Here is a 17,649-nt window from a genome sequence, read left to right as displayed (position 1 = left end):
TAGGATTCAATTAGAAAGTGAACCCAAAAAGGTCGAGGCAACCGTCTCTGACCTCTAATTTCTATTGGAATGCTAGTTATCCCCTTTTATGTAAATCACAAAGCCTATAAGCACGGACACAAGAATGGCTAGACACAGAATGGTTTCTAACCAGACAAGAGGCCTTAACAGAGAACTGTGCAATAGGCCTTGGGCCATTTTCAGGGAAGTAGCTGTGATGACCGTTGGGAAGGTTAAAGCTGAAAAGGCTGGTTGAAAGCCCTCTTTTATCATTCTAGGTAGACGCGTTAAAACGAAGAAATAAAAAGCTTGAGAGAGTCCGACCATGGTGTATAACAGCCAAACAGGTAGACCGGCTCCACCCACACGAACCAGGGCCGCTAACAGAAGAGAAAAGGGGGCACAATAAATCCCTTCTTGTCCCAATAAGTGGCTCGGTAAAGGGGTGGTTTTCAACCCCTGGTAGATCAAGGGGTAAAGAATCAAGGTTAAGACAAAGCCAAATCCGAGAGTCAGATAGGCCAGCCCAACCACTCCTACCACTGGGTAGGTCAAGGCAGCAACAGCAATCCCCACATAAAGGACGGTCCAACTAGGGGTGGCATTGGCTCTTGGTTTTGCCAATATATGAGTCTTGGTAAAGTAGAAAATCAAGCCACAATCTAAGAGGAAGGCAGTCCACCAAACTGCCTGGGCGAGTCCTCCAAATGTCGGAAATAATCGTAAGAGATAAGTCGATAGAATCATCCCAGCCATGGGAAAGGTCGCCATCCCAGACAGAAGGGCCGGTTCTTGTAGTTCAATCTTGGTTTCTCGCCAGTAGATCAGATGGTGACATAAAAAGAAAACCCATAGGATCAAACCCGTCAAACTGAAGAAATGAGCCAGAACTGGGAAGGTATCAGACAGAAGGTTTCCAGCCCCTGCTAAACCTAACAGGCAGCCTGAAAATGCTAAAGGAATCTTTTTCATCTTGATCTCCAATCATTTTATCGCTTTCAGTATACCATAAAAGAGAAGGAAGCATATCAAAAAGAAGTAGACAAAAGAGCTACTTCTCTTTAAAAATTCTTTAATTACTCTAGTATATAAGGAATTATGGAGTTATTTTGCTGTAAATAAGTCCCATAAATCTCTAAAGATCATTAACACATAGAACTCTCCTACTCAAATGTAAAACTGAAAGCTACCAATAACCTCATCAAAGGCATCAAGCAAAATACTGTTGCTTTCCAGAACATTGACCACTTTAAAACTAGAATTTTTATCGTTTTAAACATCAAAAAGGAGAGAATCAATTCGATCCTCTCCAAGGTGTAACGTTTCGTCACTCATTATAGCTGACAAAAGACCCAGAGTCCTTCTCTAACCACCCTCTGAGATTTTAGAGTAGCAATCTTGACGCTTACTTCTTTAGAATGCAATCTATAAGCTTCTGTCAACATTCTTAAATGAGAATAAATGTATTCCTATTTTGCAATTTCTGCCAACATTTTCTCAATGTGTTGGATGGATTTTTCACGTCCAAGCAAGTAAATGGTATCTGGCAATTCAGGACCATGCATTTCCCCAGAAACAGCGATACGGATTGGCATGAAGAGATTTTTCCCTTTGATACCAGTTTCCTTTTGGACCGCTTTGATTTGTGGGAAGATATTTTCTACCACAAACTCATCGTCTGACATGGCTTCGAGTTTTGCTTTGAAGGCTTCAAGTACAGTCGGAACCGTTTCACCAGCCATGACTTCTTGCTCAGCTTCTGTCAATTCTGGGAAGTCTGAGAAGAAAAGGTCTGTCAATGGAACGATTTCATCCACTGACTTCATTTGTGGTTTATAGAGTTCCACCAATTTTTCAGCCTTGTCTGTCAAGCGTCCTGCTGCTTCGAGGAATGGTTTGGCCATTTCAAAGATGGTCGCAAGATCCGCATTCTTGATATACTCATTGCTCATCCAGTCCATTTTCTTCTGGTCGAAGGCTGCTGGAGACTTGCTAAGGCGGTTTTCATCAAAGAGCTTGATGAGTTCTTCGCGAGAAAAGATTTCGTCTTCCCCACCAGGGTTCCAACCAAGAAGAGCGATAAAGTTAAAGACTGCTTCTGGAAGGTACCCTTTCTTCCGGTAATCTTCGATAAATTGAAGAGTGTTAGTGTCCCGTTTAGACAACTTCTTACCAGTTTCAGAGTTGATGATCAAGGTCATGTGACCGAACTCTGGAGCTTCCCATCCAAGAGCCTCATAAACCATGAGCTGTTTTGGTGTATTGGCAATGTGGTCATCTCCACGGATGACGTGAGAAATTTGCATGTCATGGTCATCGATCACAACGGCGAAGTTGTAAGTTGGGTAACCATCTTTCTTTTGGATAACCCAGTCACCACCGATATTACCACCTTCAAACTCAATATCGCCTTTGACCATATCATGCCATTTGTAAATACCAGACTCATTAACTGCTAAACGAACCGTAGGGATGATTCCCGCTGCTTCGCGTTCTGCGATATAAGCAGCTTTTTCTTCTTCGCTCATACCAAGGTATTCGTTGATGTAGCGAGGTGTTTCACCAGCTGCTTCCTGGCGTTCACGCTCTGCTGCCAACTCTTCTTCTGTCACATAAGACTTGTAGGCTTTTCCTTCAGCCAAGAGTTGGTCAATATATTTTTGATAGAGTTCCAAACGTTCAGACTGGCGGTAGTTCTCATGCGTCTCTGGACTTTCATCCCAGTCCATACCCAACCAACGAAGGTTTTCCAGCTGGGAACGTTCGCCGTCTTCGACGTGGCGCTTACGGTCCGTATCTTCGATACGGATGATAAAGGTTCCACCATGGTGGCGCGCATACAAGTAGTTAAACAATGCTGTACGAGCATTTCCGATGTGTAGTAGTCCGGTTGGACTTGGTGCATAACGCACACGAATATCTTTAGTCACGTATGTTTCTCCTAATTGTTCATTGATTCTGGGCTTCTCTTCTAACTGTCCCAGCACTTTTCACTCTATTATAGCACATCTCTGCATGAGTAGCTTCCTAATCGAGTCGTTCTTCTAGTTCAAAATCGATTGGCAGGGTTGCTAAGAAATGCTCTAACTCCCGCTCCCAATAAAACCATTCATGTTTTCCTGGTCCATGGCTGTAGGTGATATCAAAACCGAGGTCCTTCAGATGATCCACAGCTGTATTGTTAGCCTCATACAGAGCATCCTGCTCGCCACACCAAGCCCATAAGACCGTCTTTTTATCTGCGTACTTCTCAGCAATGCTTTCCAGGGAGTAAGGACTCGTCGTCCAATCTTCTAGCTCTCCAAAGACCCCTTGCCAATAAGCTGCACTTCCAAGATCGGTGTCTGCCAGTTGACGTCCCTCAAAGCTAAGAGCACCAGAAAAGCTAGCAGCATGCGAGAATCGATTGGTTTGAAGGGCCAGTTTAAAAGATCCATAGCCCCCCATCGATAGACCAGCAATAAAGGTCTTCTCCCGCTTCTTGGTCATATTTGGGAAGAAACGTGCTAAGGTCTTAGGCAATTCCTCTGCGATGGCTGTGTAATAGGGATAACCATACTGTGTATCTGTATACCAACCATTATTGGTATTAGGCAAAACGACAATCAAATTGGTCGACCGTAGGATCCGTTCTACATTGGTCCGTTTCAACCAGGAGTACTGATTGCCATTCATCCCATGAAGGAGATAGAGGACCGGGATATCTTGATCATCCGGATTTTTCACCCGAGACGCATCTGGATAGAGGACGTTGATCCCCCACTCCATCGCGAGCGCTTCTGAATAATATTCAATCTGCATTACTGCCATCTATCTTTCCTCACCTTTTCTTTCTTCTTTGACAAGAAAAAGCCGACGGTCGACTTTTCCTCTTATGTTTATCCTAGCGTACTTCCATGATTACTGGCAAGATAGCTGGTCGACGTTTGGTCTGGTCAAAGAGGTACTTAGCCAAACTATCACGAACAGCACCCTTGAGCTCACCCCAATCGAAGCTGTCCTGAGCTAAGTATTCTTCCACACTTTGGTTGACAATCTCAGCACTTTCTCGCAAGATATCGCGACTCTTCTTCACATAGATAAAGCCACGAGTGTGAACTTTTGCCTTCGAGATAATGCGTTTTTCACGACGGTTAACCGTAATAGCCACAATAAAGATACCGTCTTCTGAAAGGACTTTCCGGTCACGGAGCACGACATTTCCGACATCCCCAATGGCATTCCCATCAATCAAGACATCTCCAGCAGAGACGCTACCTGCAGGAACGAAGTCACCATTGTCATATTCCATGATGGTGCCTTTTTTCGGAATGAAGATATTTTCAGGCAAAATCCCCACTTCCATCGCAAGCCGTGCATGGGCATCTAATTCGCGGTATTCCCCTTGGATTGGGAACAGATAGTTGGGACGAAGGAGGTTGATCATCAATTGAAGATCACGCGCATTTCCGTGTCCTGATACACGCAAGCTTTGAGTAATCGCTTTTACGACTCCGCCTGCTTGATAGACCATGTTTTCTACACGTGCCATAACCGCTTCTTTGGCGATAGATGGAGTTGTTACGATATAGACCAAGTCACCATCCTTGATTTCAACATAGCGGTGACGGCCAATGGACATTTTACGGAGTCCATTGATGGGTTCACCCATCCGCCCCGTTTCAAGAATAATCAATTCATGATCCTCAAAACGAGACATTTCTTTTGGCTTGATCAATATTTTTTCGTTGGCCAAAGACAGTTTATTTAAACGAATCCCTGTACGGACAATATTTTCTACGTCAAATCCAGTCAAGACAACCCGGCGCCCTGTCTCTGCAGCTGCGTCAAAGACTTGCTGGATCCGTGATAGGTTACTTGCAACAGCGGCTACAATGATACGGCCATCCCAGTCAGCAATCGTATCTAGGATTTCATCCCCAACCTCTTGCTCACTAGCCACTTGAATCTTACTATCGGCATTGGCAGAGTCACTCAAGAGAGCGAGGACGCCTTCTTGTCCAATCTCTGCCAAACGAGCAAAGTCAGTCGCATAAAACTCACTCGCTGTCTGGTCAAACTTGAAGTCTCCTGTATAGACGATACTTCCTTCAGAAGTCTTGATGACAATTCCTAAACTTTCTGGAATAGAGTGGGTTGTCTGGAAGAAGGAAACAACGGTTCCTCCAAAATCAATCTCTGAGTTGGCATCGATTACATGGAAATCATTGAACTTCTTGACACTGTCATTGCTCTTGACAAAGAGTTTGGCCAACTCGATGGTCAACTCTGACCCAAATACGGGAACTTTAGCCTCCGCTAAAAGATAGGGAAGGGCTCCAATGGCATCCGCATGCCCGTGCGTTAAAAAGACTCCTGCGATACGATCGCTATTCTCAAAGAGGTAGTCCATGTTGGGAATAACGACATCGACCCCTAGTTGCTCATTTTCTGGATACTTGAGACCAGCATCCAAAACAAAAATAGAGCCATTTACTTCAGCTATGTAGAGGTTTTTCCCGTTTTCACGGACTCCACCTAAAGTAATCAACTTAATGTTACTCATGTTTTCTCCTTTATGTGATGGTTCATACTTACGGTCCTTGGCTCACCAAGTCGAATTACAGTTTTGCAATTTTCTTGCATATCTAGAACATTATACTATTTTTTCACGATTTTTTCAAAAGTCAGACCAAACAAAAGCCCTCCATCATTTGATGGAGGAACCCTTATCAAAACCCAAGACGACAGCATAGAATGTCAGCTTGCTAAAGAGACGCTAGTCCGTATGATAGTCATTTTTCTTATTCTCAATCACCCGTATCGCCGCCTTGATCACATGAAATTCATTTAACAGTTCTTCTAGGTGGTGGTAATTCCGATCGCTGAGAGCCCCTTTCTTGAGGGTTTGGGACAAACTATAAAACCGATCAACATGCTCTTCAATATTGGCCAGTAACTCTTTCGCCTCTTTCAAACGGTAGCGATTCAGGAGCTTGCTTTGGCTATGTTTATAGGCGAGCACATTCTCACGATGAATATCTTGACAGACTTCCTTCTGCTCTTCATCCACCGTCAAATTGACCGCTTGGAAGCAAGTAATAAATTCTCGCTTCTTCAGATCACACACAAAGACGACACCGTCCTCTGCTACATAGGCTTCCGTATCGGGCCGTTGATCAAAACTGCTATCAAAATGATGAAGCGAGGGCACATGTTGATTGACCCAGCGTTTCAACTGCTCTTTATCGACCCCAAATCGTTCCATTGCTCTTTCTTTAAAGTGATCTCGACAGCTATATTCATGTGCGTATGGCAATCCCACTGACCTCACCTCAACTTTCTAGCATGACAGACAAAAAGACCTCCAGTCTTACGGGACTAGAGGTCTGGTCTGCTTCACTGACAAGAGGCGATTAACCATTTAGGCTAACGAAAACAACAGTTATGATTTTCATTTCTTTTCATGGTACGTTTTCACATACCAGTGGTTTTCTTTGCAATTTCTCTTTCAGTTTTGTTACAAAGCACTCAGTTGAGCATACCGAAGTTCGAAAACCATCTAAAGCTTCCACTACTATTTACACGTATTTCAATGTCATTTAGTAAGTTAAGCAGACTTACTTGACGGCTCAACCGATTTAACATTTCCGACGTTAAGGCTCTTTTCATAAAGAGCACGAACAAGTGTCAGCGAAGACAGACCTAAAACGAAGTAACCTAATGTATGAATCTATAAGGCATTGGTATCAACCCCTTCTCCCTTATCTTCACCTATAGTATACTCCTTTAATATTGGTATTGCAAGCGATTACACGCTGAAACTAGTTTCTAAATTTACTCAAAGAAACGGTAGTAATCAGACAGGTCCATCTTAGCCTTTTCCTCTTGGTTCAAGTCCTGGATAATCTTTCCATCCTTCATGACAATCAAGCGATTCCCGTACTTGAGGGCATCTTCCATATGGTGGGTAATCATCAAGGCAGTCAGTCGATCCGTTTTGACAAATCGAGCCGTCAGCTCCATCAAGGCCTGACTCGTCTTGGGATCGAGCGCAGCTGTATGCTCATCCAAGAGCAAGAGTTCTGGGCGCTTCAGGGTAGCCATCAACAGACTCAGAGCCTGACGTTGTCCACCAGACAAGAATTCTACCGCTGTATCGACATGCTTCTCTAATCCATTGCCAATCTGGCTTAAAACCTCTTTAAACTCGTCTTTGTACTGGGCAAGGCGACGAGGAACCAAGCCCCGCTTTTCTCCTCGGAATTTTGCAATCAGGAGATTCTCGGCCACTGTCATACGAGGAGCCGTCCCCATCTTTGGATCTTGGAAGACCCGGGATAGGTATTTGGCCCGTTTTTCCGGACCATAGTGCGTCACGTCCTCTCCCTTGATCAAGACTTGACCACTGGTCAGCGGAAGGGTCCCAGCCAAGGTATTGAAAAGGGTTGACTTCCCAGCACCATTGCCCCCAAGAATGGTGATAAAGTCATGCTCATGAATCTCCAAAGAGACATTGTCCAAAATGACTTTTTCTTCATTCAAGCCATTGTTCACCACGATGGTGGCATTTTTTAATTCTACAATTGCGGTCATTTGCTGAGTTTGACTCCTTTCAGCAGTTTCTCTTTAAAGGTTGGAATCATGAGACAGATCGCCAAGATGATAGCACTAAAGATGCGAATGTAGCTGGTATTGACACCGATGGCAATCACAGCCCAAATCAAGAATTGATAAATGATTGATCCAATAACGATACTGAGCAAACGTTCTGCTAAGGTTAGTTTTGAGAAAAGGACCTCTCCGATGATCAAGCTAGCCAAACCAACAACGATGACCCCAATCCCTCGAGAAGCATCTGCATAGCCTTCTTGCTGGGCCATCAAGGCACCTGACAAGGCAATAATCCCATTAGAAACTACTAGCCCCATCAACTCCATCCGGCTGGTATGGATCCCAAAGCTTTTAGCCATCTCAGGATTGTCTCCTGTCGCAATATAGGCCTGCCCCAATTTAGTATCTAAAAAGAAGAGCATAGCGGCAATCACCAGAGTTACAAAGATGATCCCGATGATAATCTCGTTTACGCCACTCGCGATGGGAATCATATCTTGGATTTTTGAGTATCCGAGTAAACCCAGGTTGGCCCGTTGCATCACAAAGAGAATGACTGAGTTACAGGAAGTCATCACCAAAATCCCCGATAACAGCGTCGGAATCTTTCCTTTGGTATAAAGAAGACCTGTAGCCAATCCAGCCAAACAACCCGCACCAATGGCCGCCAGAGTGGCTAATAAAGGGTGAACCCCTTTGGTAATCAGAGTTACCGCAACGGCTCCTCCTAATGGAAAGGAACCCTCTGTGGTCATATCTGGGAAATCCAAGATACGGAAGGTCATAAAGATTCCTAGCCCCAAAATAGCCCAGATCAAGCCTTGTGAAATAATCGAAATAAGCATATCTTTGTCCTAACTATTGTAAATATCCTCTATTGTATCATATTGCGAGATGTGATTTCAATGCTTTCAAGAAATAACAAAAAGGCCCCACTCCTTAGAGCGAGGCCTCCTTGTGGAAAACTAAAGCATTTACGAACCTAGTGCGAATCGTTGGTTTTTACCACTTGTTTAGTCTTCGTTTTTCTTGCGTCTTGCAAGACCAGCAAGTCCTACCAAACCAAGAGCAGCACCTAACAATGCAGCAGAAACTGATTGGTCTTCACCAGTAGAAGGAAGTTCTGGTGCTGGCGGTGTTACCGGTGGTGTTGGCGGTGTCACCGGTGGTGTTGGCGGTGTTACCGGTGGTGTTGGTGGTGTCACCGGTGGTGTTGGTGGTGTTACTGGTGGTTTCGGTGGAATTACCTTGTTGTTGAACTCAGTATCTTCCGGTAATTGAGAAGTTGTTGTTAAGACTTTACCTTCTTTAGTAACTGTTACTGTTACTGTAGCTACCATCTTATCGTATTCAACTCCTGCGTCAGTACCTTTAACCTCTTCCACTGTGTAAGTGTGAGTTCCTTCTTCTCCACGTTTGAACTCTAATGCAGAGAACTTGATGTTTCCTGATGCATCGTTCTTAACTGTTTCAATAACTTTTCCATCTTTATCTTTAAGTACGAAGCTAAATTCACCTTCTTTTAGCTCACGTCCTTCAAGTTTCTTAGTGAAGTTAAATTCAACTTTAGTTGGGATGTTAACGACACGTTTTTCTGTTGGTTTTTCTGGTTTTTCAACAGATTTCTTAGTTGGATCGTATTGGTGAACAGTTTGTGAAGCAGTGTTTTCGATATCTACACCATCTTTAGCTGTTGCTTTGATAGTTGCAGGGATCTCAAACTTGTAGTAACGTCCGAATGCAAATTTAGCAGTGTCGATTACTGGAGTGTTTTCTGCATCTCCGAGTGACTTAGTCAAGTCTGTCTTAGAAGTTGCAGTGATCACACCATTTTCAACCTTGATATCAAATTTAGCTGTCACATCTTCTCCTGTTACAGAGTCGTATGCTTTAATTTCTGCTACGTTGACGTCTAAGTTTTCGCTGTCATATTTATCTGTTATACCTACAGATTGAATATTGTGAGCTTCAGTGAACTTAGTTGTATCCAACCATACTTGGTAGTATACTTTATCACCCTTCTTAAGTGTCTTCGTATTGATATTTTGAGCTTCATTATTATCAGCTTTATCAGCGTAAGGATTTGCGTTTGTATCCGCAACCTTATCTGCCAACTCTTTATCATCATCAAGGATTGACTTACCAGTAAGGTCGAATTTCTCAGCGTTCAAGATGTATTTCTCTGGATTGAACTCTGGAGTTTCTGGAGGTGTTACACGGTTATTGAACTCTTTATCTGCTGGATCTGTTACGTTAGTGATGAGAGCTTTCGCTGTTCCGTCATGTTTAACTTCCACAGTTACTGTTGCCTTCATCGTATCATATGCTACAGTTCCATCAGTCCCCTTCACTTCTTCAACTGTGTAAGTATGAGTTCCTTCTTGGCTCTTCTTGAATTCAAGAGCTGAGAACTTAACGTTACCAGATGCATCATTGCTTACAGTTTCAACAACTTCACCTGATGCATTCTTAAGAACGAAGCTGAATTCGTTAGCTTTAAGTTCACGACCTTCCAACTTCTTAGTAAAGTTAAATTCAATTGAAACCGGTACGTTGTTGACACGTTTTTCAGTTGGTTTACTTGGTTTTTCAACTGTCTTAGAAGTTGGGTTGTAGTAGTTCACTACTTGAGCCGCAGTGTTTTCGATGTCTACTCCACCTGCAACATCTGCTTTAACAGTCGCTGGGATATCAAACTTGTAGTAACGTCCAAATTCGAATTTAGTTGTATCGATGATTTGAGTGTTGTCCGCATCGCCAAGTGACTTAGTGAAGCCAGCTTTAAGAGTTGCAGTGATCACTCCACCTTCAACTGTGATATCGAATTTAGCTGTTACGTCTGCTCCTGTTACTGAATCGTAAGCCTTGATAGCTGAAGCATCTACATCAACTTTCGTTTCATCAAAGTCATCAGTGATTCCTACAGTTTGAACGTTATCTTTGTTAGCTACGTCAAATTTAGTAGTATCCAACCATACTTGATAGTAAAGTTTTTGACCACGTTTAACAGTCTTGGTATTGATGTTTTGAGCTTCGTTGTTGTTAGCTTGATCTACATATGGATTTGTATTTGTTTCTCCATATTTATCAGTCAACTCAGCATCATCATCAAGAAGCTTGTTATCAGTGATTGAGAATTTCTCTTCATTCAAGACATATTTCTCTGGTTGGAACTTAGGTTCTTCTGGTGGAGTGACACGGTTGTTAAATTCTTTATCCGCAATGTCGCCAACTTTCGCGATCAGAACTTTAGCTGTTCCATCGTGAGAAACAGTTACTGTTACATTCGCTTTCATGGTGTCGTATGTAACGGTTGCGTCTGTTCCAGCTACTTCTTCAACTGTGTAGTTGTGAACACCAGCTTGTTCTTTCTTGAATTCGATAGCTGAGAACTTAACGTTTCCTGCTGCATCGTTCGTTACAGTTTCAAGAGTCTTACCTGTTGAATCTTTAAGGACGAAGCTGAATTCGTTAGCTTTAAGCTCACGGCCTTCCAAACGTTTCGTGAAGTTGAATTCCACTTCAACTGGAACATTGTTGACACGTTTTTCAGTTGGTTTGCTTGGTTTTTCAACTTTCTTAGTGGTTGGGTTGTAGTAGTTCACTACTTGAGCTGCAGTATTTTCGATGTCTACACCAGCTGCCACATCAGCTTTCACTGTTGTTGGAATGTCGAACTTGTAGTAACGTCCGAAGGCGAATTTAGTTGTATCGATAACTTGAGTGTTTTCTGCATCGCCAAGTGACTTAGTGAAGCCAGCTTTAAGAGTTGCAGTGATCACTCCACCTTCAACTGCGATGTCGAATTTATCTGTTACATCATCGCCTGTTACTGAGTCGTAAGCTTTGATCTTAGTAGAATCAAGTTCCAACTTAGTTTCATCGTAGTCATCTGAAATTCCTACTGATTGGATGTTTTCTTTGTTAGTTTCAGAGAATTTAGTTGTATCCAACCATACTTGGTAAACCAACTTGTCGCCACGTTTAACAGTCTTCGTATTCAAGTTTTGAGCTTCGTTGTTTGATGCATCATCCGCATATGGATTGGTATTTGTATCTGCATACTTGTCTGCCAATTCTTTGTCATCATCAACGAGCTTGTCGCCTGTGATATCGAATTTCTCTTCAGAAACAACGTATTTCTCTGGTTGGAACTTAGGTTCAGTTGGAGGTGTTACACGGTTGTTGAACTCTTTATCAACGATTTCGCCAACTTTCGCGATCAGAACTTTAGCTGTTCCGTCGTGTTTCACTGTGACTTTCACTGCAGCCTTCATCGTATCGTAAGTAACTGTTGCATCTGTTCCTTTCACTTCTTCAACAGTGTAGTTGTGAACGCCTTCTTGGCCTTTCTTGAATTCAAGGGCTGAGAACTTAACGTTTCCTGCTGCATCGTTCGTTACAGTTTCAACAACTTCACCTGCTGCATTCTTAAGAACGAAGCTGAATTCGTTGGCTTGAAGTTCACGACCTTCCAAACGTTTCGTGAAGTTGAATTCCACTTCAACTGGAACATTGTTGACACGTTTTTCAGTTGGTTTGCTTGGTTTTTCAACTTTCTTAGTGGTTGGGTTGTAGTAGTTCACTACTTGAGCTGCAGTATTTTCGATGTCTACACCAGCTGCCACATCAGCTTTCACTGTTGTTGGAATGTCGAACTTGTAGTAACGTCCGAAGGCGAATTTAGTTGTATCGATAACTTGAGTGTTTTCTGCATCGCCAAGTGACTTAGTGAAGCCAGCTTTAAGAGTTGCAGTGATCACTCCACCTTCAACTGTGATATCGAATTTAGCTGTTACATCATCGCCAGTTACTGAATCGTAAGCTTTAATCTTAGTAGCATCAAGGTCCAATTTCGCTTCATCATAGTCATCTGAGATTCCTACTGATTGGATGTTATCCTTGTTAGCTGCGTCGAATTGAGTTGTATCCAACCATACTTGGTAAACCAACTTGTCGCCACGTTTAACAGTCTTCGTATTCAAGTTTTGAGCTTCGTTGTTTGATGCATCATCCGCATATGGATTGGTATTTGTATCTGCATACTTGTCTGCCAATTCTTTGTCATCATCAACGAGCTTGTCGCCTGTGATATCGAATTTCTCTTCAGAAACAACGTATTTCTCTGGTTGGAACTTAGGTTCTTCTGGTGGAGTTACACGGTTGTTGAACTCTTTATCAGCGATGTCTCCAAGTTTAGCTACTAAAGCTTTAGCTGTACCATTGTGTGAAACTGTGATGGTTACAGTTGCTTTCATTGTGTCGTATGTCACAGTAGCATCAGTTCCTGCAACCTCTTCAACAGTGTAGTTGTGTACGCCTTCTTGGCCCTTCTTGAATGTAAGAGCTGAGAACTTCACATTACCATCTTTGTCGTTGGTTACAGATTCAACTTCTTTACCAGTTGAATCTTTCAATACGAAGCTGAATTCGTTCGCTTTCAATTCACGTCCTTCTAGACGTTTCGTGAAGTTAAATTCAACTGAGATTGGTACAGAGTTGACACGTTTTTCAGTTGGTTTGCTTGGTTTTTCAACTTTCTTGCTTACTGGGTTGTAGTAGTTGACTACTTGAGCCGCAGTATTTTCGATGTCTACGCCACCAGCAACGTCTGCTTTAACAGTTGCTGGGATATCAAATTTGTAGTAACGTTCAAATGCAAATTTAGTCGTGTCAATGATTTGAGTATTTTCTGCATCACCCAATGACTTCGTGAAGCCAGCTTTAAGTGTTGCAGTCATCACACCATTTTCAACCTTGATGTCGAATTTGTTTGTCACATCGTCACCAGTTACTGAGTCGTAAGCTTTGATCTTAGTAGAATCTACATCAACTTTTGTTTCATCGAAGTCATCAGTGATTCCTACTGATTGAACGTTTTCTTTGTTAGTTGCTGAGAATTTAGTTGTATCCAACCATACTTGGTAGTAGATCTTATCTCCGCGGTTAACAGTCTTGGTATTGATGTTTTCTGCTTCGTTGTTTGAAGTTCCATCTACATATGGATTTGTATTTGTTTCACCATATTTATCAGTCAACTCAGCATCATCATCAAGAAGTTTGTTTTCAGTGATTGAGTATTTCTCTTCAGAAACAACGTATTTCTCTGGTTGGAACTTAGGTTCTGTTGGAGGAGTTACTGTATTGTTGAACTCTTTGTCAGCTGGTTCAGTTACGTTAGCAACCAATGCTTTCGCTGTTCCATCGTGTGATACTGTTACAGTGACTTCTGCTTTCATTGTATCGTAAGTGACAGTTGTGTCTGTTCCTGCTACCTCTTCAACAGTATATTTGTGAGCTCCTTCTTCACCTTTTTTGAATTTCAATGCTGAGAACTTAACGTTTCCTGCCGCATCGTTCTTAACAGTTTCAACTACTTTGCCAGCTGAATCTTTAAGTACGAAGCTGAATTCGTTAACTTTAAGCTCACGACCTTCCAAACGTTTCGTGAAGTTAAATTCTACAGTGATTGGCACACTGTTCACACGTTTTTGAGTTGGTTTTTCTGGAGTTTCTACAGATTTGCTTACTGGGTTGTAAACGTGAACAATCTGATTGGCTTTGTTTTCGATGTCTACTCCACCTGCAACGTCTGCTTTAACAGTTGCTGGAATATCGAATTTGTAGTAGCGACCAAATGCAAATTTAGTTGTGTCGATAACTTGAGTATTTTCTGCATCACCTAAAGATTTGTTCATAGAAGCTTTAGATGTAGCTGTAATGACTCCGTTAGCTACTGTAATATCAAATTTAGATGTTACATCTTCACCAGTTACGCTGTCATAAGCCTTGATGTCAGTAGCGTTAACAGTCAATTTATTTGCTTCGTATGTATCAGAGATACCTACAGATTGGATGTTGTTCTTGTCAGTGAAATTCTTAGTGTCCAACCATACTTGGTAAACTAATTTATCACCGCGTTCAACAGTTTTCGTATTGATGTTTTCTGCTTCATTGTTGTTTGTATCATCAACATATGGGTTAGCATTTGTTTCTGTATACTCATCTGTCAACTCATGATCATCGTCAACGAGTTTTGAACCAGTAATATCAAATTTTTCTTTGTTAAGGACGAATTTTTCTGGTTGGAATACAGGCGTTTCTGGAGGAGTGATCTTGTTGTTGAACTCTTTATCCGCTGTTCCATCAGTAGCGTTACCATTAGCATCTACCCCACCAGTAGAAACTACGTTAGTTACTGTTGTTAATGTGTGACCATTTTTAGCAACTTCTACAGTAATAGTAGCTTTCATAGTATCGTATACCATACCAGCTTCTTTAGCTGCAGGAACAACTTCTTCTACAGTATACGTGTGAATACCCACTTTAGAGTTGTCGAATGATAATTCTGTAAATGTTACAGTCCCGTCTGCTTTGTTCGTTACAGTTTCAACTTCTTGTCCGTTTGCATCTTTAAGAACGAATTTGAATTCGCCGTCTTTAAGCTCACGTCCAGCTAATTTCTTAGTAAAGTCGAATTTAGTCTTAACTGGTGCTACAACATAGTTGTTGAAGACCTTATCATCAGCACTTGATTTGAATCCACCTTCAGCACTGTATTTAACTGCAGCTTGTAATTCACCTTGAGCATTCTCCGTTACAGTAACTGTCATCGTAACAGTCATTGCATCGTAATCAACGTTTGCATCTGAACCTGGAATTTCAGTGATTGTGTAAGTATGTACACCTGGTTTGTTAAATGTTAATTTGCTGAATGTAGCTTTACCGTCTGCTTTGTTCGTTACAGTTTCTTCATATGAAGGAAGTGACTTATTTGGTTGTACTTCTTTGAGTTTGAATGTAAACTCACCGTTTGCTAATACACGTCCTTCCAATTGTTTTTCAACTTCTGGAGTTACTTCAGCTGGCTCTTGTTTGACATAGTAGTAGACCGGTTGTTTATACGGTGTCAAAGTGTTAAGCAAGTCAACGTTTGTACCGATACCACCAACTCCACGTTCTAATTGTGCGTTAGCTGAACCGTGTCCAATCCCGTCTCCTAAGAATGGTACGAATACTGATTTATATGGCGTATATCCTGAAGCTTTTTGGAAATCGAATGTAACTTCTCTACCGTTAGGATAGTTTGTTTTGGCTCCAGTTCTTGGATCAGTTACTGTATGTGCAATAGTGTTAAGAGGTGATTTCTTAACAACTAATTCTTGTGTATTATGTTCACCTGGTTTAATAGGTTTCGTTTCTGCAAGCAACATATAGCCATCAGTACTTAATGAACCATCAGAACGCTTGCTTTGTTGTCTTGGATCTAATAAGTAAACACGAATAACTACTGAACCGTCTTCTCCAACAACTTCTTTGATACGTTTGATACCGTATCGGTCCGCATCCATGAATTTAGAACCGATAGTATAAGGACGATTTACAAAGCCTGATTGATCATTTGCATTAGCTCTTTGATACAATTTATATCCATCAAATTGGCGCTCACCAGATGCTGTGAATCTTTGTCCTTCTTCAGCTTTAAGTGTATATCTAGCTAAGTCTACTTCATTACCATTTTCTTTATAATCTTGAACAGTTTTATCCGTTTTATTAGCGTTGAAAGTAGGGTTATTTTTATCAACTACTTTATAGTAAGTTGTTTTATTAATTGTTTCTGGTATTTTAGCGTTTGAATCAGTAATTGTACGGCCATTGTAAGCTGGTTCAACAACGTTTAGAACATCTGTTGTAGTACGAGCATTATAAACCGCATTATAAAGTGTTTGCTCCGCAGGTGTCAATTGGTGTCCAGCAGCCACTAAATCTGTTATACTCTTTCCAACTTCATAACCATTTTGAATAAATGGTTGAGTAGTTTTACCTTTTTCAGCAGTACCTGCTTTATAATCCACTTGGAAGGTTAATTGACTATTAGACGCAGCTGTGGTAGTAGTGAATTTTTGAACACCACTAGAGGAAGTAATTGTTCTTGTTTCAACTACAGTACCAGTCGTTTTATCGATTAAATCAACAGTTGTATCTGTAGATTCATCAAATCTCTTATAGGCACGAGCATAGTATTTTGTACCATAACGTTCATTGAATCTAGTTAAATCCCAGATAGCGTATGTGTACCAATCTCCTTCTTTAGCTGAGTAACCAGCTGGTACCGTTTGAGATCTTACAGTTGCACCGTTAGCATCTTTAATTTCTGGAGTTACTTTTTCCCCATCTTTTAAGTAAGTACTTACGGCTACTGGGTTAGAGTTGTGGTCTCCAGATACAGCTTCGTTAGTAGTAGCACGACGACTACGTACTTTTGGTTTGTTTGATTCGTCTGTAGCTGGTTTAGCTTCAGCTACTGGTGTAGCTTCAGTTGCTTTTTCTTCTTTTTTAGTTTCTCCTTCAGCAACTTCTGGTTTTGCTTCTTCCTTATTGGCCTCTGGTTTAGCAACTTCTTCTGTAGATGGTTTTGCTTCCTCAGTTTTTTCTGCAGTTGCTGCTGATGTAGCTTCAGCTGCTTTTTCTTCAGCAACTGGAGCGCTCACAGCAGTATCTTTAGGGGCCTCTGCTCCTTCAGCGTTGGTACTTGCTGGAGCTGGCTGAGATTCTTCAGCTTGGGGACTTGATACTGCGACCACTTCACGTGGTTGAGAAGTAGAAACAGCTTCATCCGCAGCTACTGACGGCGCTCCGACAGCAAAAAGTGCTGTCCCTAATAATACAGAACAAACACCAATGCTATATTTTCTTAAAGAAAAGCGCTGGCGCCTATTAAACAATTCCTTCATTTGTTGTATCTCCTTTTTCATATTAATTTTTTCTTTGATACATATTGAATAGTAACAAAGAAGTAGCGTTTCGTCAACAAATTATAGAATTTTGGCTATTTTAACTATTTTTTTTACATAATCTTAGTCATATTGCAATTGTTTTCACAAAATTGTCACTTTATTTCCCACTTGGTACGATTTTTTACTATCTTCGAATGTGGTGGATTTCCTTTTATAGATGATGGAGCATTCGGCTATCAAGTTAAGGTATTTAGCCCAAAAGAAAAAAAAGAGGCTGGGACAAAAGTCCTAGCCTCTCAATTGTCTTTGGATTATCGAG

Annotated in this window: 8 protein-coding genes and 1 pseudogene; 1 reads left to right on the top strand and 8 read right to left on the bottom strand. The window is 41.6% G+C overall.

The genetic code is table 11. From position 1 onward, the window contains the following. Nucleotides 1-72: 72 nt before the first annotated feature. Nucleotides 73-972 carry a TDT family transporter gene (locus L0M85_RS06765; protein WP_238656721.1) on the bottom strand — a complete coding sequence of 300 codons (900 nt, stop codon included), beginning with the start codon at nt 970-972 and terminating at the stop codon, nt 73-75. 166 nt (nt 973-1,138) lie between these two features. Between L0M85_RS06765 and L0M85_RS06760 the strand changes: the two are divergent. Continuing rightward, a pseudogene (locus L0M85_RS06760) lies at nt 1,139-1,320 on the top strand (ISL3 family transposase); the annotation flags it as partial. Between the two features lie 149 nt (nt 1,321-1,469). On the opposite strand, the gene gltX reads toward L0M85_RS06760, so the two are convergent. From gltX to L0M85_RS06725, 7 genes are all read right to left on the bottom strand, one after another. After that, nucleotides 1,470-2,930 carry a glutamate--tRNA ligase gene (gene gltX / locus L0M85_RS06755; RefSeq protein WP_238656720.1) on the bottom strand — a complete coding sequence of 487 codons (1,461 nt, stop codon included), beginning with the start codon at nt 2,928-2,930 and terminating at the stop codon, nt 1,470-1,472. 97 nt (nt 2,931-3,027) lie between these two features. After that, nucleotides 3,028-3,810, bottom strand: coding sequence for an alpha/beta hydrolase family protein (locus tag L0M85_RS06750; RefSeq protein WP_238656719.1), 783 nt, complete (start codon nt 3,808-3,810; stop codon nt 3,028-3,030). A 73-nt stretch (nt 3,811-3,883) separates the two neighbouring features. Further along, nucleotides 3,884-5,545, bottom strand: coding sequence for a ribonuclease J (locus tag L0M85_RS06745; protein WP_238656718.1), 1,662 nt, complete (start codon nt 5,543-5,545; stop codon nt 3,884-3,886). Between the two features lie 213 nt (nt 5,546-5,758). Beyond that, complete coding sequence (locus tag L0M85_RS06740; protein WP_048690893.1) at nt 5,759-6,247, bottom strand: hypothetical protein; 489 nt, start codon at nt 6,245-6,247, stop codon at nt 5,759-5,761. A 569-nt stretch (nt 6,248-6,816) separates the two neighbouring features. After that, nucleotides 6,817-7,575: an ABC transporter ATP-binding protein gene (locus tag L0M85_RS06735; protein ID WP_125329249.1), complete on the bottom strand. Its 759-nt coding sequence runs from the start codon at nt 7,573-7,575 to the stop codon at nt 6,817-6,819. Beyond that, a complete protein-coding gene (locus tag L0M85_RS06730) occupies nt 7,572-8,438 on the bottom strand; it encodes an ABC transporter permease (RefSeq protein ID WP_006595484.1) in 867 nt (288 codons plus the stop codon). Before L0M85_RS06730 ends, L0M85_RS06735 begins: the two co-directional genes overlap by 4 nt. Nucleotides 8,439-8,606: 168 nt before the next feature. Beyond that, nucleotides 8,607-17,327, bottom strand: coding sequence for an SspB-related isopeptide-forming adhesin (locus L0M85_RS06725; RefSeq protein WP_238656717.1), 8,721 nt, complete (start codon nt 17,325-17,327; stop codon nt 8,607-8,609). Between the last annotated feature and the right edge of the window lie 322 nt (nt 17,328-17,649).

The organism is Streptococcus sp. DFI.7.26 (assembly GCF_022240605.1).
GTDB classification, from domain to species: domain Bacteria; phylum Bacillota; class Bacilli; order Lactobacillales; family Streptococcaceae; genus Streptococcus; species Streptococcus xiaochunlingii.
Note: the sequence above shows the minus strand (reverse complement) of the source record. Positions and strands in the feature narration are given on the sequence as shown.